The organism is Maribacter sp. X9 (assembly GCF_048537565.1).
Classification (GTDB): domain Bacteria; phylum Bacteroidota; class Bacteroidia; order Flavobacteriales; family Flavobacteriaceae; genus Maribacter.
This window is the reverse complement of record NZ_CP183215.1, coordinates 3,330,509-3,351,512: the sequence shown is the minus strand read 5'-3', so window position 1 is coordinate 3,351,512 and position 21,004 is coordinate 3,330,509. Positions and strand designations below refer to the sequence as shown.

Genomic DNA, 21,004 nt, shown 5'->3' with positions numbered 1-21,004 from the left:
AATTTATTCGGCATTTTTATATTTATCGAACCAAGCCAGCACACTGGCGATCTTGGCAACTAAGTTACTGGGTCTATTTGCGATGCCATGACCGGCACCGGGAATGCGTACCATAGCAGTTTCTACGCCTTCTAATTTAAGGGCGGTATAGAATTGTTCAGATTCTGCAATAGGCGTTCTATAATCTTCTTCACCGGTCAACAACATGGTCGGGGTCGTTACATTGCCCACATACGAAAGGGGAGAACGTCTAAAGTAATTTTCTGGATCTTCCCAAGGTTTTTTACCGAACCAATATTTGGAGAAAAATGCGGCGCCATCGGCATATAAAACGAAGCTAGTCCAGTTGATAACTGGTTTCGCAACAACAGCTGCTTTAAAGCGGTCGGTTTTACCCACAATCCATGCGGTCAACACGCCACCGCCACTACCACCGGTAACGAAAAGATTTTCGGTGTCCACGTATCCTTTTTCAATAACGGCATCAACACCGCTCATTAAATCGTCATAATCATGGTTGGGATAATCATGGTGGATCAGGTTTCCGAACTCCGCGCCATAACTGGTACTTCCTCTGGGATTACTGTACAGAACTACATATCCGGCCGCGGCATAGGCTTGAATTTCTGCACTATACACAGAGCCGTAACTTGTAAACGGACCGCCATGAATTTCAAGGATAAATGGATATTTTTTGTTGGGGTCAAAATTGGGCGGTGTCACGATCCAACCTTGAATCTTGCGTTGATCAAAAGAAGACTCCCACCAGATTTCTTCGACTTTACCTAAATTACGGAACGAGAAAAGATCATCATTAATGAAGGTCAGGCGTTTAGTTCCTTTTTTATCACCCACAGCTAGATCAGACGGGTGCTGGGTTCCCCCAAGGGTATAGGCAAACTTCGCATTATTGGAAACGGAGAAAGCTGCGGCATTATAGGGTCTACCTAACGAAAGTCCGCCAAGTCCGTCCACGAGTGTCGTCACCTTACCATCTAAAGTAATGTGTCCTATTTTAGAATCACCTTCGGCATCATACTGAAAATAAAGTCCCTTACCATCGGCTGCCCATTGTGCATTGGCAATATCCCTATCAAAATCACCAGAAAGCAATTTGGAGCTAGAACCATCGGTATCCATTACATAGAGCTCAGTAACCTGATAGCCCTGTAATTCATCATCGTAACCAGAATAGGCAATATGCTTGCCATCGGGCGAAAGTACGGGAGAGCTATCCGGACCGTATCGTGTGGTCAAGGCAGTTACTTCTGCCGTTGCCAGTTGTAAGGAATAGATTTCACTGTTGGCCGGTTCAAAAGCTTCATCCGGATTGAAATTTGCCGAAAAATAAAGTTGTTTATCATCGATTGACCAAATGGGTGCGCCATGGTCAAATTTTGATGTAGTCAATTGTTTTGGGGTGCCACCATCGGTAGAAAGTGTAAACAGTTGGTCGTGCCCGCCTTTGATGTAACCTTGTCCGTCTCCTCGGTAATTCAATTTATCGATATACGTGGGAGGGGTGTTCCATTTGGCTCCGTCGGGCTTTGCTGGCATTTTTATGATGGATTCTTCGGCTTCAGGTACGAACATTGTAAATGCCAAATAGCGGTCATCATGCGACCAGCTCACGGCACCAGGAGCTTTTGGGGTGTTGGTCAATGGTGCAGTTTCTTTCGTATCCAGCCACATCATGTACAACTTCATCTTTTCATCTGCCCTATTCGATTTAAAGATGATTTTTTTTCCATCATGTGACCATCGGGGATAATAATCATTATGGTTTCCGGTGGTTAACGGTCGATTTTGGGAGCCATCAAAATTGATCATCCAAAGGTTGGACAAATTTTTATCGGTCATGATATCGGTAAAATTACGGACATAGATGATTTTGCTTCCATCGGGAGAAATCTGTGGGTCCGACACAAATTCCATATTAAAGATGTCCGTCAGCTCCAAATTTGAAGAGACTTGTGCTAGAGAAGTGGCCGAGACCAACAGAAAAAAGCAGAATTTAATACCAATTTTCATAGTGTACTTTTTTGGTTTGATTTGAAGATATGAAGATAGTCATATTGCAAAGTTCTTTAAAGTGCTTCGGCAGAAAAAACCGGATGACTACCTATTTCTTAACAAACAGTTTTTATAGCTTTTCGTATTTTCACGAAATGGAACCAAAAGCATACCTACATCAGATTCATCCCGTACTTCCGGTTTGGGATGTTGTGGAAGCATTGGATTTTTATGTGAACCGATTGGATTTTAGGATTGCTTTTGCCGATGATTCCAAAAACCCCAAATATGCCGGTATCATCAAGGATGCCGTGGAGATCCATTTACAATGGCACGATATGAAAGCCTGGGAACTGGAACCAAATCGACCTATGTTGCGTATCGTAACCCAGCATATTGAAGCGTTATACCAAGAATATGGTGAAAAGGATATCTTTAATCCCCATACCCTTTTAAGGGAAACGGCATGGGGAACGAAGGAATTCTCGTTTTACGATCCTTTTAAAAATGGTTTGACCTTTTACAGGGATGTGTCAATAAAATAAGATTATCTAGTTGATAACCAATAATTTAAAAAAAATATAAATGAAAGTATTGTTCATAGGAGGAAGCGGTAATATAAGCACACCCAGTAGCCGATTGGCGGTGAGTAAGGGAATGGATCTGTATTTGCTGAATAGGGGTAAGTCCAAGGTAGAGATAGAAGGAGCACATACCATCATTGGCGATATCAACAAACCCGAAGAACTGAACGAATTAAAAAAACACGAATGGGACGTGGTGGTCAACTGGATCGCTTTTGCACCAGCAGATATCGAACGCGATTTAAAACTCTTCCAAGGAAAAACGAAGCAATACATTTTCATCAGTTCGGCCTCATGTTACCAGACTCCATTGACCTATCCGGTAATTACCGAATCTACCCCCCTATGTAATAATTTATGGGATTATTCCAACAACAAGATACAGTGTGAAGAACGGTTGATGAAGGCTTACCGAGAAGAAGGGTTCCCCATTACCATTGTGCGACCATCACACACGTATGATACCGTTACACCACTAGCAATTGGAGGCTTTGATAAATACAACGTCATAGACCGTATTCTAAAAGGCAAGGAAATCATTGTGCACGGTGATGGTACTTCGCTATGGACGGTTACGCACGCCGATGATTTTGCGAAGGGATTTGTAGGACTTTTAGGGTTGACCACGGCAATCGGACATGCATTTCATATTACGTCCGACGAGGTGTTAAGCTGGAATATGATTTATAAAATCACGGCCGAAGCGTTGGGAAAGGAAGCCAAGATTGTACACATTGCTTCTGATTTTATTTGCAAAATAGAACCTTCGTTTACGGGGAGTCTGTTGGCGGATAAGGCCGAAAGTGTATTGTTCGACAATTCAAAGATCAAAACCTTTGTACCTGGTTTTAAAGCAACAATCCCTTATTGCGAAGGCATAAAACGCACCCTAAAATGGTTACAGGAAAAACCGGAACGGCAAAATATCGATGCTGAAACAGAAGCTAAGATTGAAAATGTGCTAAACGCATATAAAGCCCTAACGAGGTAAAAGGTCCTAGGTATTTGCAGTGCTCGGGCAACTTTATGGGGAGATATCTTTCCTATTTTTTAGTTTAATATAATATCCTTAATTCATATAATGAGTGGAATACCTTATAATCATACAAAAAAAGATTTTTAAAACCTACCGGTCTTAAAACGCTTACTTAGAATGCCATTTGAAGATAAAGAAGGTCGAGTGGTTAAGAATTTTACCGTAGCACAGTGCCTTTTAAAAGGTCTTCTTTAATGACACCGTCTTTAAGATACACAAAATAGGAGTGGTTCTCTTCATCGAGGGAAAGGGAAGTATGTACGTTTCCATCTATAAAATGAATGGCAGAACGGTCGTCACAAGCATATCCATTGGTCAGTTTTCCCGATAAGATATTTTCATGGTAGAGCGGTCGCCTGAATTCCTCGGAATTGTAATGGGGGCAATGACTGTTGTCGATAAACCCCATACCCTCTACAATACTCAATTCTTTGGGACGGGAATCGGTCGTTCCTGCATTGAACCAGCAAAGCGAACCGGCACTGCCGCCGCCCATGACGACTCCATTATCATATGCTTTTTTCAGCGCAGTATCGATACCTTGTGCTTTCCAAATGGCGAGCATGTTCAAAGTATTACCGCCACCCACGACAATGGCATCCATTTTTTGAATGATTTCGTCAAAGCTTTCTTTTTGATCGTATGAATTGATCCACACGCTCATGACATGGGGAACCACATTAATTTGAGAGCAGACTTCGTAAAAAGAGTTGATGTAATCTAAATCTTCTCCACTAGCGGTAGGAATAAAGCAGAGGTTCGGTTTTTGCTTTCCCGTAGCCTCTGCCATATATTTTAAAAATGGAACGGTATGCCGTCCACTACCATAAATAACCAATTGTTTTTGCATGTGCTGTGCGTATTGAATTGATTAAAAATAAAGGGATTTATGCAGAAAAACTATTCGCTTCTACTAGAATCACTTCGTTTTTTCGGTCTACTGGTATTTCTATTGTTTTTTCCCCTGAAGTTGGAGTTGCCTGATTTGTTCTTGGGTTTGCCTTGGCCACTGGATCGGCCATGGGACCTAGGTTGTCTTGGTGGGCGGTCATCCTTTTCTTCCGGAGTATCGTCCATAAAAGGGTGTTCTCCTAAGCGGGGAACTTCCTGTTTTATCAATTTTTCAATATCACGTAAATAAGGTCTTTCTTCGGTATCGCAGAACGAAAGCGCGGTACCGCTGGCACTGGCCCGACCCGTTCTACCAATACGGTGTACGTAGGTTTCAGATACATTTGGAAGGTCGTAATTGACCACTAAGGAGAGTTCTTCCACATCGATACCTCGAGCGGCAATATCGGTAGCGACCAATACTTTTAATTTTCCATCCTTAAAATCACCCAATGCTTTTTGACGCGCGGTCTGTGATTTATTACCATGAATCGCCGCAGCACGAATACCGGCTTGGTCCAATTTTTTGACTATTTTGTTTGCCCCGTGCTTGGTACGTGAAAATACCAAAACCGAATCTTTAGGCTGTTGTTCCAACAAATGCACCAATAATTTAGGTTTGTTGCCCTTACTTACAAAATAGATCCCTTGCTCTACCTTTTCTGCGGTAGCCTGTTCCGGTTTTATGGTTACCCGTTCAAAATCGCCCAACATCTTTCGGGAAAGTTCAACGATATCCTTAGGCATGGTGGCCGAAAAGAAAAGGGACTGCCGTTTTGAAGGCAGTTTGGCAATAATTTTTTTGATATCGTGAATAAAGCCCATGTCGAGCATTTGGTCAGCTTCATCCAACACCACATGTTCCAAATCCCTAAAGGAAATAAAACCTTGATTCATTAAATCTAACAGACGCCCCGGCGTAGCGATTAAAATATCAACCCCAGCTTTTAGGGTGTTTACTTGTTTTCCTTGTTTAACACCTCCAAAAATAACGGTATTCCGCAGTCCGGTATGTTTTCCGTAAGCGGTAAAACTTTCACCGATTTGTATGGCGAGTTCTCGAGTTGGCGTAATGATCAATGCCTTTACTTTTCGTTTGCTCTGACTTAAGCTGATGCCTTCATACATAAGATGAAGTATTGGAATACCGAAAGCGGCCGTTTTACCGGTACCGGTTTGCGCAACGCCCAAAAGGTCTTTTCCTTTTAATAAAATGGGTATAGATTGTTCTTGAATTGGAGTGGGGTGGGTATATCCTTCAGCCTCCAAGGCTTTTAGGATGGGTTCGGCTAGGCCGAGTTCTTTAAATGTCATAATTATTAATAAGGGGCAAAGGTACGGTTAAACGTTGAGAGTTTTAATGCTTGTTCGGGAGTACTTTCGATAATTTGAAAATTAAAAAGTAATAAGTACTTAGTAATGAGTATATAGGATAAAACGTGAAGAAAGTATTTCGAAAATAGGAAAAGGAATATAGATTTTTTTGCTGGATTGAATTTGAACTTGAACTTGATTTTTGAATTTGTATTTGATCTTCACAACCCTACCATCGCTGCTTCAGCACAACGTTCACCGTCCATAGCGGCAGAGACAATGCCTCCAGCATAACCACCACCTTCTCCACAAGGAAATAATCCTTTGATGACTGGATGTTCCAATTGCTTGTTTCGGGGGATGGTCACTGGGGAGGAAGTCCTTGATTCCACACCCACAATATTTGCTTCGGACGTATAATACCCGTGCATTTTTTCGCCAAAAGCCTTAAAACCTTGGCGGAGTCGGCCTCCCAATAATTTTGGCAAAAGGGAATGTAGTGGGGCGGAATTCAATCCGGGTTGGTAAGAGGTAGGATTCAAGTCTTGGGATAAGGTTCCTTCAACAAAATCTGTCAATCGCTGTGCAGGGGCCGATTGTCTTCGTCCGCCAGAAGTAAAGGCCAAACGCTCCAAATCCTTTTGATACTCCAGCCCTTTTAAGGCTCCGAACTTTTCGTACTTCGGAATATCTTTGTCCACATCGATTTCGACTACAATTCCAGAATTGGCATATAGGTTGTTCCGTTTTGAAGGCGACATACCGTTAACGACCACCTCTCCGGGCGCCGTTGCCGCGGGAACGATGAAGCCACCCGGACACATACAGAACGAGTATACCCCTCTATGATTGACCTGCTCAACCAAACTGTAAGAGGCTGCTGGTAAAAGTTCGTTACGCTCCCCAGAACAATGGTATTGTATACTGTCAATAATATGTTGTGGATGTTCCACACGGACTCCCATGGCAAAAGATTTCGCCGTAAGTGCAATATCCTTTTTATGTAAAAGTTCAAAAATATCGCGCGCCGAATGGCCTGTGGCCAAGATGAGTCGATCGACCGCCATTTCATCAACACCATTAAGGACAATAGCTTTTAGAATATTGTTTTTGATGACGAAATCAGTCACTTTGGTATTGAAATGGATTTCGCCACCATGTTGCAGAATCACTTCGCGTATGTTTTGGACAATTTTAGGGAGTTTGTTTGTGCCAATGTGCGGATGTGCATCTACCAAAATTTGGTCCGTTGCCCCATGGAGGACCAAACTTTCAAAAATACGGCGAACATCGCCCCGTTTTAAACTGCGGGTATAGAGCTTACCATCAGAATAGGTGCCGGCACCACCTTCGCCAAAACAATAATTGCTTTCTCCGTTGACGACATGGTCTTGGTTAATGGCCTTCAAATCGCGTCGTCGTTCCTTTACATCTTTTCCTCTTTCTAAGACAATGGGTTTATATCCTAATTCTAAACAGCGTAAAGCGGCCCACATTCCTGCGGGACCAAAACCTACAATATGGATCGGTTTGGCTTTGGATACGTCGTGATACTTAAAAGAGGCTTGGTCCTTAGGTCTAGGTTCGTCTATGTAAACCGCTACTTTATAATTGAATACGATTTTGGGTTTACGCGCATCGATAGATTTACGAAGTACTTTCAGTTGAAAGGAACCTTCGGCAACACCTAGATATTTTGCGGTTCTAAGTTGAAGGCTACCAGGGGTCGCTTCTTCTTTAAGGGTAAGGCGTAATTGCACATTTTTGACCATGGTGCAAAATTAATATAATTTAAAGCCATTTGTTACAAGAATTCCTCCTAACAAGTACTATCGTAGCCTTTTAAAATTACTTAAACGCTAAGCGAGAAAATATAATAAAAATTAAAAATTGGGATGTGATAAAAAAAGCACTTTATTCAACCTAAATTTTTGCTTCTTGACCGATTTTATGACAATCTAAAATGAATTTGAAATAATTTCGCAAAAAATAACTGATGAAACCATTTCATTTAAAAAATATCAATAGAGGAAGATTACCGATAGCAAAAACAGATTTGTAGATACTTGATTTTTATGAATTGGTTAAAATGTAATTCGTTACCACCCATTTCGTCAGCTTCAAACTTATAATTTTGAAATACCATAGGGAAACTTCAAACGCATTGGATATTTAAAAAGCTGATCAATAAATCTAATTTCAAACTACTAAATTTTAAACTTTGATTGCAAAAGTATTAATAATAGATGATGACATGGTGTCGCAATTTGCGACCAGATATTCCGTTGAGCAAAACGAAATGAGCACCGCAATTTATGTTTGCGATAGTGCAGAGGAAGCTCTCATTCAAATATCCAATCTAAAAAAGAACGGAGAAGGCTTTCCAGATATAATACTTCTTGATTTAGTTATGCCAGGAATGGGCGGTTGGGAATTTATTGAAAAATTGCAAAAAAAATTTGGCATACCAAAAGAAACAAAAATTTTTGTTTTATCTGCCTTTACGAACTCTATGGACAGAAAAAAGGCAAAAGATAATTTATCTATTGCCGGTTTTTATGATAAGCCCTTGACAAGAAATATGGTCGATTCAATTTTGACCTCTTGTGTATTGTAAGGTAATTTTTTTTAGGGTTGTTCCAAGGTTTGCCCTTTTGTAAACAGGTTCGATCTATTGATATAAAACATTGTTTTCATTTCAATCAAAAGTTGTAGCATATTATTTTTATCGTTGAAACTGTTTAACGCCACAGCTCAATATCCTATAATGCTCAGTTGTTAAAATATCATTTTGGCATTTCAATATATTTCCGATCCCGTAACACTTTTTAGTGATAGTACGAACAATTCGAGTTCCTGCTTTATTGGATATGTCAAAAAGGAATTCGTTGTTTATTGAATGAATAAGTAAATATCATTTTTTAGACCTTTTCTCTTCGGTCAATGAAGTTGGACTTGGGTTTTTTAATTAAACCAAACTCAATCTAATCTTACTGCAACGCGAAACATTTGATAATCAAGCAACCTATTCAATCATTTTGTATCTATAAAAGTATAATGATTAAAGTAATGAGAAGAAGTACATTTAAATTACTAGGATACATACTTGTGGCAGGTTTGGCAACATTGACATCCTGCGAAAGTGATGATAATCAAAATGATACGACTTCCTGTAATGTCAAAAATCCTGTAAAGGAGTTAGATTGGTTGAGGGAAGCCATAGCAGAGGTTGAAGACGACCCATATTCCTTTTATGTAATGGCAGCCTATAAGGGCAAGACCGTATTTTACTATGGTAATTGTAATCCAGTTATTAATTATGCTTCTACTTTAATGAACTGTAATGGGGATAGTTTAGGATATACCGCTGATAATTATGATTCATTGAAAGACATTACCGTTATATGGAACCCCGAAGATTCCGTGTGCGATTTTGACGATTAGGCTATCTTTCGGCAATCATTTAAATTTTCCCGATATTTTTTTTCAATTTCTATCCATTGCCAATTTACTCGTTCGCAGCTTTGTGAATGGCATCAAGCAAGCTTCCTTCCTCTTTGGTGTCATTGCCCAATTCCCAGAACATAATACCTCCAAGCCCTTTATCTATCGCATATTTGGTTTTTAAGGCCACGGATACCGTATCATCATAGGATACCAAAAGACTATCCTTGGCATTGTACATAAAAGGGGCCTCTGCCTTTTCATCCCAGAAACGCTGAAATGTAGCATCCGGTTCATACTCTTTCCTTATGGCGTGATACGCCATCCAGCCAATATGTAGGCCTTTACTACGTTGATATAGTCCGTTGTTGACTGGAGGAACACCTTTCCAAACGCGCCCATAAAAAGCACTTCCGATAACAATTTGTTTAGGGGCTACACCCTCTTTTATAAGGAAATCCACTATTTTTTGAACCGAACGCGGGTCACTATCTAAATTGTCTCCGTTTTTAAATAGACTATCTAATTCAACCTCGAACGGAGTTCCTTCAATTTCTTCAGCTTTTACAGCTCCTAAAGGGGTATGGTGACCCGTATAAACAGAAACACCGGAAACCTGGTCATAGGTCATCACATTGGTATAATTGGCATATTTCATGACTTCGTTCAACTCTATAAAATCATAGTAGCGTTTCCAACCGGCAGAAGCAAATGTCAATATTTTAGGTTGGTCAAAAGTGTCCAGCATTTCCCGTAAACCTTTCATTAAAGCTGTGAAATTTTTGGTATCCTCTTTACGCGCCGTGGTACCAGCACCCGATATTCCAGGATATTCCCAGTCCATATCCATACCGTCCAATTGATACTTTTCAATAAATTCATGCGCACTGTTGATGAATTTTTGACGGGAATCTTCGGTAAGTGCCATATCTGAAAATCCATCAGCACCCCAACCCCCACAAGCGATCATTACTTTTAAATCGGGATTTCTGCTTTTCTGTTGTACAAGTGCTTTCAACTTTGACCCCGCTTCCTCAGGCTCCCCGAATTTCATTTCGCCATCGATGACATTGGTGAAGGAATAGATGATATGGGTTAGTTTTTCGACGGGAATTTTTTCAGGCTCGTATGGATTTTCTGCTACATAATACGCCATGATCACTGTTTCGGACGAAGGTTCTGTTTGTGTAGCTTTCTTATTCTCTTTCTTTGACTGTGGGGAACAACTCACTATGAAAATAATAAGTAGCAGTTGTGACAGGATAAGATTTTTACGCATCATTTTATGTTTTAAGTCTTTATATCTTAATTTGATTAAGAGGTTTACTCGGCTTAAACTTTTTTAAGCCAAAGAGTATTGCTATAGGGGTAGCAATTTAATCAAATACCAATAAATTAGGATATGTAAAAGGATTAAAAACCCATGTATTCTAAAACTTTGTGTTTAGAAAAGTAATAGGTTAGTCCTAAGAAATACTAACGTGTAACTTTAATACACCTCATATTTCTTTTTATAGGCCAACGGAGTAAACTGGGTGATGTTCTTAAATTGTTTGTTGAAGTTGGAAAGCGTTTGGAAACCGCTTTCATAACAGGCTTGTGAAACGTTCATTTTTTCCTGTATCAATAATTTACAGGCATGACCAATACGTATTTCACTTACGAATTGAGAAAATGATTTGTTGGCGTGCAATTTAAAATAGCGGCTAAACGAGGTCGGGGTCATGCTGGTGAGTTGGGCCAAATCGCTCAATGCCATTTTTTTCTTGAAGTTTTTCATAACATAGGCATATACCGCGTACATGCGTTCGGTATCTGCTTCCCGAAGGGTATTCGTGTAACCTGGGCTCGCTAAAAGTTGGTATTCTTTGGTATGACTTATAAAATCCAATACTTTTAATAACTGTAGAATACCCTCGAAACCTTCTAATGGGATCAGGTCCAATAAGAGTGTTTGTAATTGCTGCGCCGTTTCTCCCGAAAATTCCATGCCCCGTAGACTTTTATGGAATACTTGCCGTAAACGTATGGCTTCATCGGTCTGTAAGAGGTCCCCTAAAAAATGATTATGAAAATAGATGACGACACCTTCAGACCAGGCGATATTCTTCTCTTGGTCCGTTTCGTGATCACTACGCCAAAGATGGGGCAGATTCGGACCTGTAAAGGTAATGTCCCCGGCCCTGAATGGTTTTACACTATCCCCTATGAACCGGGTGCCGTTTCCTTTTAAAACCATAAAGAGTTGATACTCGGGGTGAAAATGCCAATGTGGGTCAAATACAGGCTCTTTTAGGTATTTGGCCAAAAAGGCCCTTGATTCTGGAATAGGTGATTTTTGAAGGGCGTTTTTCAAAAGGAATTACGGTTTATGCAATTTCAAAAGATAGGATTGTCTACTAATTTATCAAAAAAATAGAATTAATTCCTTTTAAAGGATATAAAACAGTCGGTATGTGATAATTCAGAGTGAATTTTCATGCATCTTTTTTAGTAATATTGAAAGTAGCAAAATCAACCTAATATGAAACTCAAGAATTTTTTATTCCTTTTACTAATCCTTTTGATTGGTTTTTCGTCATGTACACCAAAGAAAAAAGAACGGGCAGATGACCAACCCCGCAGAATTGAAATGTTATTCCTTGGCCATGCCATAGAGCACCATAATTCTAGGGCCTATTTCCCCCTCTTGGCATCGGCATTGACAAAAAACGGTATCAACATCACTTATACCGAAGAAGTATCGGATTTGAATTCCAAGAATTTAAATCAATATGACGGGCTCATTGTTTACGCCAACCATGAGGAAATAAATAAGGAGGAAGAAAAGGCTTTACTCGATTTTGTAAAAGGAGGAAAAGCGTTCATTCCCATTCATTCCGCTAGTTTTTGTTTTAAGAATTCCCCGGAATATATTGATTTGGTCGGGGCACAGTTTATGAGCCACGAGACCGGTACGTTTACCGCTGAAATCGTAAACAAAGAACACCCGATTACCAAAAACTTAAAACCTTTTGAAACATGGGACGAGACTTATGTACATGATAAAATAGCGGATGATATTACGGTTTTGATGGAACGGGTCGAAGGGGACCATAGAGAACCGTGGACCTGGGTGAAAACCGAAGGAGAAGGAAAAGTTTTTTATACGGCTTACGGTCATGATGAGCGTACATGGAACAATCCTGGGTTTCAAGAATTGATGAAATCTGGAATTCTTTGGGCCGTGGATAACCAAGCAAAAGCCAATTGGGAGGCTTTTATGAAAGATATGCCTACCTTGAAATATGAGAACCGCGCCAACATTCCTAATTATGAAAAGCGGGATCCGGCACCAAAATTCCAGTTACCCTTATCGCCACAAGAATCCCAGAAATTCATTCAAGTTCCTGTCGGTTTTGAGGTGGAACTGTTTGCATCTGAACCGAATATTATCAACCCTATTGCCATGAACTGGGATGAAAAAGGCCGACTTTGGGTGATTGAAACGGTTGATTATCCAAATACAGTGCGAAACGATAACAGTATAGGCGATGATAAAATAAAAATTTTAGAAGATACTGATGGTGATGGCAAAGCCGACAAGGTTACCGTCTTCGCTGATAAGCTCAACATTCCCACAAGTTTTACTTTTTATAATGGAGGTATCGTCGTTTCTCAAGCTCCGGAATTCATCTTTTTAAAGGATACGAACGGGGATGATAAGGCTGATGTTCGAGAAACCTTAATCGATGGCTGGGGCACGTTTGATACCCATGCGGGGCCTTCCAACTTACTATATGGCATTGATAACAATCTGTATGGTGTGGTAGGTTATTCGGGATTTGAGGGAAGTATTTTTGGTCAGGATTTTAAATTCAACCAGAATGTTTACCGTTTTTCGCCAAAGCATAAAACATTTGAAGTGTTGACCAATACCAGTAACAACACTTGGGGCTTGGGATTGACCGAGGATAATTCCATATTCGCCTCCACCGCCAACAATACACACAGTGTATTTGTTGGTATACCCAATGCAAATTTTAAGCACGTCAAAGGAATTGGTACAGATGGTAGTGCCAAAATAGATGGCCATTATGATATGCAGCCGATTACACCGAACTACAGACAGGTCGATGTTTTTGGTGGATTTACGGCCGCAGCCGGACATCATTTTTATACCGCTCGGGAATATCCGGAGGAATATTGGAACAAAATAGCCTTTGTTTGTGAACCCACGGGTGGATTGGTGCACCAGGCAATTATTGAAAAAGATGGAGCTGGATATCTAGAAAAGGACGGGGGAAATCTTTTTGCCTCGGCCGATGAATGGACTTCTCCAGTAGAAGCCAAAACCGGTCCGGATGGCGTTGTCTGGGTAGCCGATTGGTACAATTTTATCGTTCAGCATAACCCTACACCAAACGAAGAAAGAGGGGGCTACGATGCCGTAAACGGAGAAGGAAATGCCTATGTGAATCCATTGCGTGACAAGTCCCATGGAAGAATATACAGGGTAGTTCCAAAATATGATTATGACTATGAGCCTATAACGCTGTCCAAAGACAATCCCGATGCATTGATAGAAGCCTTAAGTAGCGACAATCAATTTTGGAGATTGACCGCCCAGCGACTTTTGGTGGAACGTGGTGAAATGGATGTGTTGAACGATCTGTATAGATTGGTCAATAAAAAAGAGGTGGATGATGAAGGACTCAACAATGCTGCCTTACATGCACTTTGGACTTTTGAAGGCCTTGGAGCACTTGAATCGGACAATAATGCCCTTGGAGTTGTGAAAGGAGCGTTGTACCACAAAGCGGCTAGCGTGCGTAAAGCGGCTATTCAAATGTTGCCTAGAAATGATGATTCCGATGCTGCATTGTTCAAGGCGAATACGTTGAACGATAGAGATCCAAATGTACAATTGGAAGCATTGCTCTATTTTTCCGAAAGACCTTCTTCTCAAAAAATAGGCTCCTTACTCTATGACCTTGGAAAAGATGAAGCTGTTTTAAACGATACATGGTTGTTCAAAGCCTTGTATGCGGCATCAGCGCAACATGTAGACGGTTTTTTAAAGGCCTTTACCAACGCCAACCCCAATTTTAAAATACCAACTGAAACACGTAATGATATGACCGCAATCAATTACAACGATAGTAGTTGGGAAACGATGGATATTCCGCAATATATCGAGGACGCGGGTCTGGAAATGGATGGGGTGATTTGGTTTAGGAAAGAAGTGATCTTACCCGGATCGGCAGCGAGTAAAGAAGCTAAGATTTCTTTAGGACCCATTGACGATTCTGATGTAACCTATATCAATGGTATGGAAATAGGTAGTATGGCCGCAAGTTATAGTGCCAACCGTGATTATGATATTCCTAAGGGTATTTTAAAAGCTGGTAAAAACATCATTACCGTTCGAGTCGATGATACTGGGGGAGAAGGTGGTATTTATGGCAGACCGTGGCAATTGAATCTTTTTGTAGGGGAAAATAGGTATCCTTTGGCAGGCGCATGGAAATATAGGGTAGAAAAGAACTATAGCAGTCAGGAAAAGAAAACCTATACCGAAACCGATATGGCCGTTTTATTAATGAAAAACTATGGTTCCCAAGGGGGTGCAGATGTAGAAGAAACTACTGAAAAAGATACCAATGCCAAGAAAATCGTTATCAAGACGATAACCAACGAAATGAAATATGACGTCACCAAATTTGAAGTGAAAGCGGGTGAGCAGGTGGAATTGGTTTTAGAAAACCCTGATTTTATGCAGCACAATTTGGTGATTACCAAGCCGGGCAAAAAGGAAACGGTAGGAGCAGCGGCCGATAAAATGGCAGCCGATCCTAATGCGGCCGAGCGTAATTATGTCCCTCAAACCAGCGATGTCCTGTTTGCAACACCATTATTGAATCCAGATGATTCGTATTCGTTGAAGTTCAAAGCACCAACTACACCAGGTGAATATCCATTCATCTGTACCTTCCCTGGTCACTGGCGTATTATGCAAGGGGTGATGATTGTAAAATAATAATGAAAAAGTAGCATTCGAATGAATCAGAATATAGTATTTGGAGTAAGTACTTGGTTATGGCAATCGCCCTTTACTGCGAAATCTATTTCACTCTTCCCGAAAATAAAAAAGATGGGATTTGATGTGGTGGAGATTCCATTGGAAGACCCTTCCCTTATTGATGCGGAAAAAGTAAAACAGGCATTGAAAAATAATGGTTTAAAGCCTTCCATCTGTGTTGTTTTTGGTGATGATAAAGATTTGACCGGTGATGACCCTTCCTTGTATGAAAACTGTTTTGAACACGCGAAAGCCTGTTTTGAAATTTCCAAAACACTGGAGGCTTCTTTTGTAGCAGGGCCGCTTTATGCTGCCGTAGGTAAGGCACGTCTGGCTTCTGAGGAACAGCGTCAAGTGGAGTGGGAGAGGTCCGTCAAAAATTTGAGAACATTGGCCAAAATAGCCCGGTCTTATGATTTGGATATCGCCCTGGAGCCATTGAACAGATTTGAGTCGGATTTAATTAACACGGCAGAGCAGGTCATGCGTTTAATTGATGATATTGATGAGGAATGCATGAAAGTGGCTTTGGATGGTTTTCATATGACCATTGAGGAGCAGGATATGGTCAAGGCCATACAAACCGTAGGAGACAAATTGATCCATGTACAGGTTTCCGAAAATCATAGGGGTGTGCCCGGCACCGGACTTACACCATGGGCAGATTTTGCGAAAGGACTGGCCGCTATTGATTATAAAGGGGCTATCGTCATGGAAAGTTTTACCCCAGAAAATAAACAGTTGGCGGCCGCAGTCAATATTTGGAGGAAACTAGCACCAAGTCAGGACGAGTTTGCCCAAAAAGGGCTGGAATTTTTAAAGAAAACGTTTAACGATTAAGTAGAGAGCAATGAGTACTAAAAAGATTAGAGTAGCAATTGTAGGATTAGGTTTTGGAGCCGAATTCATCCCCATTTATAAAAAATACCCCAATGCCGAATTGGTGGCACTTTGTCAGCGTAATGAAGAAAAACTGAACGAAATCGCCGATGCTTTTGATATTCCAAAAAGATATACCTCTTACGATGATCTATTGTCCGATGCCGATATTGACGCGGTACATATCAATACGCCCATTCCAAACCATGGGGAGCAATCCATAAAAGCATTAAAGGCTGGGAAACATGTGGCCTGTACCGTACCCATGGCCACCACGGTCGAGGAATGCAAACAAATCGTGGAGCTTACCGAGGAAACGGGTTTGACCTATATGATGATGGAAACCGTGGTGTATGCACGTGAATTTCTGTACATGAAAGAATTATATGAAAACGGAGATCTGGGAAAAGTACAATTTTTAAAAGCCAGCCACCAACAGGATATGGACGGATGGCCCAACTATTGGCCAGGTCTTCCCCCCATGCATTACGCCACGCATTGTGTAGGTCCGGTTTTGGGATTGACCCAAAATGAAGCGGAATATGTTTCTTGCTTTGGATCTGGGACCATACGGGAAGAATTGATCAAGGAATACAATTCACCCTATGCGGTAGAAACCACTCATATTAAATTTCGTAATTCTGATTTGAGCGCGCAAGTATACCGTTCCTTATTTGATGTCGCCCGACAGTACCGTGAAAGTTTTGAAGTGTACGGCTCTAAAAAATCCGTAGAATGGCCATTGATAGAAGGAAAACCATTAGTGGTGCATACCGCTAAAAAACCGGAACCAGAAATTCCGGAAGAAGTTGAGAGTCCAGATTTTGCTAAATTATTACCCGAAGAAATCCAGTCCTTTACCACCAAAGGAGTGTACGATGAAGATGAAAATACACACTTGTCCTTTACTCAAGGAGCGGGTCATGGGGGTTCGCATCCGCATTTGGTGCATGCTTTTATTGATGCCTTGGTCAATGGTACAGCTGGCTATCCGAATGCCAGGCAATCGGCAAACATTACCTGTGTGGGTATTTTAGCCCACGAATCGGCACAAAAAGGAGGCGAAATTATCAAGTTGCCCGATTTTACCTTCACCCCTTAGCAACCATTAAACGCCATTATTTTAAATCACAGTTCGGAAGTCGAAATCGACATTTCGGACTGTAATTTTTTTAAACCTACTTCCTATATACCATTTTTACTGTTGGTAATAATCCATTTTAAAATATTCACTTCTTACCTTAATGCAAATGTCTAATTTTAGATACGAGTATTTTCTTTTCTATTTAAGTGTAATGTTGAAAGTTTAAAATAACATCTTCATGAGTAATTTTCTAAAGGAGCTTTTAAGAGCAGTAGTAATGGGCTCTTTGTTGTTTTTTGGATTTTTGGGTTACTATTATTTTACTGATTTACCAAGATTTGATTTAATAGTTAAAGAACTACGGCGTGAGTACTTGGATAGTGTTATATTTTTCATCATCATGTATATGGCGAATATGTTTTGGATTAAATTATTGATTAAAAAATATGATTCGAAATTTTATACGCCGAGAATAATTTCTATTGCCATTTTCGGTAATATCATCATTTCAGGTATTGCTGTTTTTATCGGAAGATTAATTATTTTGACAGTTCTACATCGGCAATCTTTTGATGAATTTTTGGGCTTAGAAAATTTTGATCATTACTTACAGCCTATTGTTATTGCTTTAATAGTATCTTCTATATTCTATATCGTTTGGTATTATAAACATCGACAAGAAACTAGGGTAAAAGAACAAACTATCATCGCAGGTTCTGCGTCCGCGAAATTCGATGCCTTAAAGAATCAATTAGACCCTCATTTTCTGTTCAACAGTTTAAATGTTCTGACTAGTTTGATCGAGGAAGATCCTGTGCAGGCCCAAAAATTCACCACTTCGCTTTCTAAGGTCTATCGGTATGTATTGGAGCAAAAAAGCAAGACGTTGATTTCGGTCGATGAAGAACTTCAATTTGCTAGAACGTATGTACGATTATTGAAAATGCGTTTTGAGGATAGTATCGTTTTTGAAATTCCAGAGAAAGCATCAGATTCAGAATTAAAAATTGTCCCCTTATCGCTTCAATTATTGTTAGAGAATGCGGTGAAGCACAATGTGGTTAATGCGGCTAGACCTTTACATATTAAAATTTATGAAGAAGAAGGGTATTTGTACGTTTCAAATAACCTACAAGAAAAATCGGTGGTAAAGAAGAGTAGCGGCGTAGGCTTGCAGAATATTCGCCAGCGCTACGCCATACTCTCTGAAAAGGAGATGCAGATTTTTAAAACGGCCGAAGAGTTTAAAGTACGAATCCCCATGTTAAGGGCTACGGTAGCATATAGGGAAAGCCAAGAGTCGTTTTTAGATAGCAAACGGTACGAGAAGGCAAAGGATCGGGTAGAGGCGATTAAAGGATTTTATGGTAATCTAACGGCCTATTGCATAGTGATTCCAATTTTAGCTTTTATCAATTACAGGACGACGAGTTTTACTTGGGTCATTTTTCCTGCCTTAGGCTGGGGGTTTGGCTTGTTGGGACACGGTCTTAAAGCTTTTGGCTATAATCCCCTCTTCAGTAAGAATTGGGAGGAGAGAAAAATTAGGCAGTATATGGAAGATGACAACTTTTAATATTCTATAAATTCTTATACGATGCAATTTACAACGGAACTGAAGGAATCAATAAATAAAAGTGTACTGGCAAAACCAATTCAGAATTCGTGGAAATGAAAGAAGTTCAGTCACAAATGACCAATGGTAAGTTTCCATTTACTACCATCATCGAAATTACTTTAGTTAAAACTAGACCAATTATAGCTCCAAAATATGTGCTATATCCTGAGACCCCCGAAAAGGAACAAATTGAACGTGCTAAAAAGATTTATGGTATTTGGCTTTTAAAGAATGAAGTAGAAACAATTCAATTAATGGGTACAATTCGGTAATGAAATTTTACAATTGGGTAGTTCAGTTTTTTTCAACGTTGGTTTACTCCCGTAATTTGAGGCATAGAAATTAACGAACTACAAACATAAAAAAATTAAAAAATGGAAACACGAAACTTGAACGACCGGCAGTATAACTATCAAAAAGCAAAAGAAAAAGTAGAGGCGATAAAAGGCTTTTATGGTAACCTTTTGGCTTATTGTATCGTAATACCCATCTTGGTCTATATCAACTATAGAACGACCGATTTTCCGTGGGCCATTTTTCCTGCTTTGGGTTGGGGTTTCGGGTTGGTCATGAACGGTTTTTGCGCCTATGGATATAATCCCATCTTTGGTAAAGATTGGGAAGAGCGAAAAATTAAGGAATACATGCAAAATTCTTAAATAGTTCAATTATGGAAAATCAAAAATATTATAGGGCGAAGGAACGGGTAGAAACCATCAAGAAATTTTATGGAAGTATGCTCTCTTCACTGTTTACCATTTTCATTGTAGGAGGTATCAACTATTACATTGATGAATGGCATCATCCTTGGTTTCTTTGGGTGGTATTTGGTTTGGGTATCGGCCTTTTTTTTAAGGCATTGAAAATTTTCAACTTTAATCCCTTTATGAATAGGGATTGGGAGGAGCGAAAAATTCAAGAATTTATGAAACAAGAAGAAAATAAGCAACGATGGAACTGAACGAATTTGAAAAAGCCGATAAATTGCTCCGTGCAAAAAATAGGGTCAAAGAATTAAAAGGTTTCTACATTCACTTTATCGTTTACGTAGTGATCAACATGTTTATCACCACAATCACCATAGTGGCAAGAATGAATGCGGGAGAGTCCTTTCATGACGCGTTTTTTAATTTTGCTTCGTTCTCCACGGCAATCTTTTGGGGAATTGGATTGGCGTTCCACGCTGCCAAGGTGTATAATTATAGTCCGTTTTTCAGTAAAGATTGGGAAGAACGACAAATAAAGAAGTATGTTGAAAAAGATAAAAAGGAAGCAGAAAAATTTAACTAAAGATTAGAAAAACCAGCCATGAGAACCATAATTATCGAGGACGAGAAACCCGCAGCACGTAGATTGAACAGAATGTTGAGTGAGTTAGGCGTAGCCGTTTCAACCATGTTGCACTCTGTTGAAGAGGCCATAGCCTGGTTTCAGAACAATCAACATCCAGACCTTATTTTTTTGGACATCCAACTTTCTGACGGGCTATCCTTCGAGATTTTCGATGTTATAGAAGTTCATAGCGCCATCATTTTCACGACGGCTTTCGATGAATATGCCTTACAAGCGTTTAAATTGAATAGCATAGATTATCTATTAAAACCCATAGATGATGAGGATTTGGAGAATGCCGTAAAAAAGTACCAGTTACGTTTTAAAACAGCTACTGAATCGAATAAAATGGCTCTGGATTTTGAGGATATCAAAAAACTTTTGGTGAATCCGCTGGAACGGGAATACAAAAAACGGTTTACGGCCAAAGTAGGCCAGCATCTTAAAATCATCAATGCCGAAGATGTAGAATGTTTCTATAGTGAGAACAAGGGTACGTATGCAGCCACCAAGGATGGAAGAAACTACTTGTTAGACACTACCTTGGAACAACTGGAAAACGAACTGAGACCCCAACAATTTTTTAGGGTTAGTCGAAAATATTATGTGAGCATAGACCATATAAAGGACATCATCTCCTATACCAATTCAAGACTGCAGATCAAATTGAACAACCATACCGATCAAGAGATTATCGTAAGTAGGGAAAAAGTGAAGGACTTTAAGTTGTGGTTGGAATAGGTTTTGT

Annotated in this window: 19 protein-coding genes; 13 read left to right on the top strand and 6 right to left on the bottom strand. The window is 40.0% G+C overall.

Features of this window, described 5'->3' with window-relative positions; genetic code table 11:
- Nucleotides 1-3 precede the first annotated feature (3 nt).
- Nucleotides 4-2,031 carry a S9 family peptidase gene (locus ACNR9Q_RS14365; protein WP_419211915.1) on the bottom strand — a complete coding sequence of 676 codons (2,028 nt, stop codon included), beginning with the start codon at nt 2,029-2,031 and terminating at the stop codon, nt 4-6.
- Nucleotides 2,032-2,168: 137 nt separating this feature from the next.
- Here ACNR9Q_RS14365 and ACNR9Q_RS14360 point away from each other — a divergent pair, with 137 nt between their 5' ends.
- Nucleotides 2,169-2,558 (top strand): glyoxalase superfamily protein, encoded by a 390-nt coding sequence (locus tag ACNR9Q_RS14360; protein WP_419211914.1) that lies wholly within the window; start codon nt 2,169-2,171, stop codon nt 2,556-2,558.
- Nucleotides 2,559-2,598: 40 nt separating this feature from the next.
- Nucleotides 2,599-3,588 (top strand): SDR family oxidoreductase, encoded by a 990-nt coding sequence (locus ACNR9Q_RS14355; RefSeq protein ID WP_419211913.1) that lies wholly within the window; start codon nt 2,599-2,601, stop codon nt 3,586-3,588.
- 202 nt (nt 3,589-3,790) lie between these two features.
- On the opposite strand, the gene ACNR9Q_RS14350 is transcribed toward ACNR9Q_RS14355, so the two are convergent.
- The 3 genes from ACNR9Q_RS14350 to ACNR9Q_RS14340 all read right to left on the bottom strand — a co-directional run bounded on the left by ACNR9Q_RS14350 (nt 3,791) and on the right by ACNR9Q_RS14340 (nt 7,610).
- Nucleotides 3,791-4,483, bottom strand: coding sequence for a Type 1 glutamine amidotransferase-like domain-containing protein (locus ACNR9Q_RS14350; RefSeq protein WP_419211912.1), 693 nt, complete (start codon nt 4,481-4,483; stop codon nt 3,791-3,793).
- A gap of 50 nt (nt 4,484-4,533) precedes the next feature.
- Nucleotides 4,534-5,838, bottom strand: a complete 1,305-nt coding sequence (locus ACNR9Q_RS14345; protein ID WP_419211911.1) for a DEAD/DEAH box helicase — start codon at nt 5,836-5,838, stop codon at nt 4,534-4,536.
- 221 nt (nt 5,839-6,059) lie between these two features.
- Nucleotides 6,060-7,610: an NAD(P)/FAD-dependent oxidoreductase gene (locus ACNR9Q_RS14340; RefSeq protein WP_419211910.1), complete on the bottom strand. Its 1,551-nt coding sequence runs from the start codon at nt 7,608-7,610 to the stop codon at nt 6,060-6,062.
- Between the two features lie 449 nt (nt 7,611-8,059).
- On the opposite strand from ACNR9Q_RS14340, the gene ACNR9Q_RS14335 reads away from it, so the two are divergent.
- Nucleotides 8,060-8,455, top strand: a complete 396-nt coding sequence (locus ACNR9Q_RS14335; RefSeq protein WP_419211909.1) for a response regulator — start codon at nt 8,060-8,062, stop codon at nt 8,453-8,455.
- A 452-nt stretch (nt 8,456-8,907) separates the two neighbouring features.
- On the top strand, nt 8,908-9,282 hold the full coding sequence (locus ACNR9Q_RS14330; protein WP_419211908.1) for a hypothetical protein: 375 nt from the start codon (nt 8,908-8,910) through the stop codon (nt 9,280-9,282).
- A gap of 64 nt (nt 9,283-9,346) precedes the next feature.
- Here ACNR9Q_RS14330 and ACNR9Q_RS14325 read toward each other — a convergent pair whose 3' ends face one another.
- Both ACNR9Q_RS14325 and ACNR9Q_RS14320 read right to left on the bottom strand, forming a co-directional pair.
- A complete protein-coding gene (locus ACNR9Q_RS14325) occupies nt 9,347-10,564 on the bottom strand; it encodes a glycoside hydrolase family 18 protein (RefSeq protein ID WP_419211907.1) in 1,218 nt (405 codons plus the stop codon).
- 207 nt (nt 10,565-10,771) lie between these two features.
- The gene (locus ACNR9Q_RS14320) at nt 10,772-11,638 is read right to left on the bottom strand and encodes an AraC family transcriptional regulator (RefSeq protein ID WP_419211906.1); all 867 of its coding nucleotides are present in this window, start codon (nt 11,636-11,638) and stop codon (nt 10,772-10,774) included.
- 168 nt (nt 11,639-11,806) lie between these two features.
- Between ACNR9Q_RS14320 and ACNR9Q_RS14315 the strand changes: the two genes are divergently transcribed.
- The 9 genes from ACNR9Q_RS14315 to ACNR9Q_RS14275 all read left to right on the top strand — a co-directional run bounded on the left by ACNR9Q_RS14315 (nt 11,807) and on the right by ACNR9Q_RS14275 (nt 20,997).
- The gene (locus tag ACNR9Q_RS14315) at nt 11,807-15,301 is read left to right on the top strand and encodes a PVC-type heme-binding CxxCH protein (protein ID WP_419211905.1); all 3,495 of its coding nucleotides are present in this window, start codon (nt 11,807-11,809) and stop codon (nt 15,299-15,301) included.
- Between the two features lie 21 nt (nt 15,302-15,322).
- On the top strand, nt 15,323-16,183 hold the full coding sequence (locus tag ACNR9Q_RS14310; protein WP_419211904.1) for a sugar phosphate isomerase/epimerase family protein: 861 nt from the start codon (nt 15,323-15,325) through the stop codon (nt 16,181-16,183).
- Nucleotides 16,184-16,193: 10 nt separating this feature from the next.
- Nucleotides 16,194-17,324, top strand: coding sequence for a Gfo/Idh/MocA family oxidoreductase (locus ACNR9Q_RS14305; RefSeq protein WP_419211903.1), 1,131 nt, complete (start codon nt 16,194-16,196; stop codon nt 17,322-17,324).
- 220 nt (nt 17,325-17,544) lie between these two features.
- The gene (locus ACNR9Q_RS14300; RefSeq protein ID WP_419211902.1) at nt 17,545-18,882 is read left to right on the top strand and encodes a 2TM domain-containing protein; all 1,338 of its coding nucleotides are present in this window, start codon (nt 17,545-17,547) and stop codon (nt 18,880-18,882) included.
- A gap of 95 nt (nt 18,883-18,977) precedes the next feature.
- Nucleotides 18,978-19,196, top strand: coding sequence for a hypothetical protein (locus ACNR9Q_RS14295; RefSeq protein WP_419211901.1), 219 nt, complete (start codon nt 18,978-18,980; stop codon nt 19,194-19,196).
- A 102-nt stretch (nt 19,197-19,298) separates the two neighbouring features.
- The gene (locus ACNR9Q_RS14290) at nt 19,299-19,583 is read left to right on the top strand and encodes a 2TM domain-containing protein (protein ID WP_419211900.1); all 285 of its coding nucleotides are present in this window, start codon (nt 19,299-19,301) and stop codon (nt 19,581-19,583) included.
- A gap of 11 nt (nt 19,584-19,594) precedes the next feature.
- Nucleotides 19,595-19,885: a 2TM domain-containing protein gene (locus ACNR9Q_RS14285; protein WP_419211899.1), complete on the top strand. Its 291-nt coding sequence runs from the start codon at nt 19,595-19,597 to the stop codon at nt 19,883-19,885.
- Nucleotides 19,876-20,214, top strand: coding sequence for a 2TM domain-containing protein (locus ACNR9Q_RS14280; RefSeq protein WP_419211898.1), 339 nt, complete (start codon nt 19,876-19,878; stop codon nt 20,212-20,214). The genes ACNR9Q_RS14285 and ACNR9Q_RS14280 overlap by 10 nt, the downstream gene beginning before the upstream one ends.
- A gap of 18 nt (nt 20,215-20,232) precedes the next feature.
- A complete protein-coding gene (locus tag ACNR9Q_RS14275; protein ID WP_419211897.1) occupies nt 20,233-20,997 on the top strand; it encodes a LytR/AlgR family response regulator transcription factor in 765 nt (254 codons plus the stop codon).
- Nucleotides 20,998-21,004: the final 7 nt, after the last annotated feature.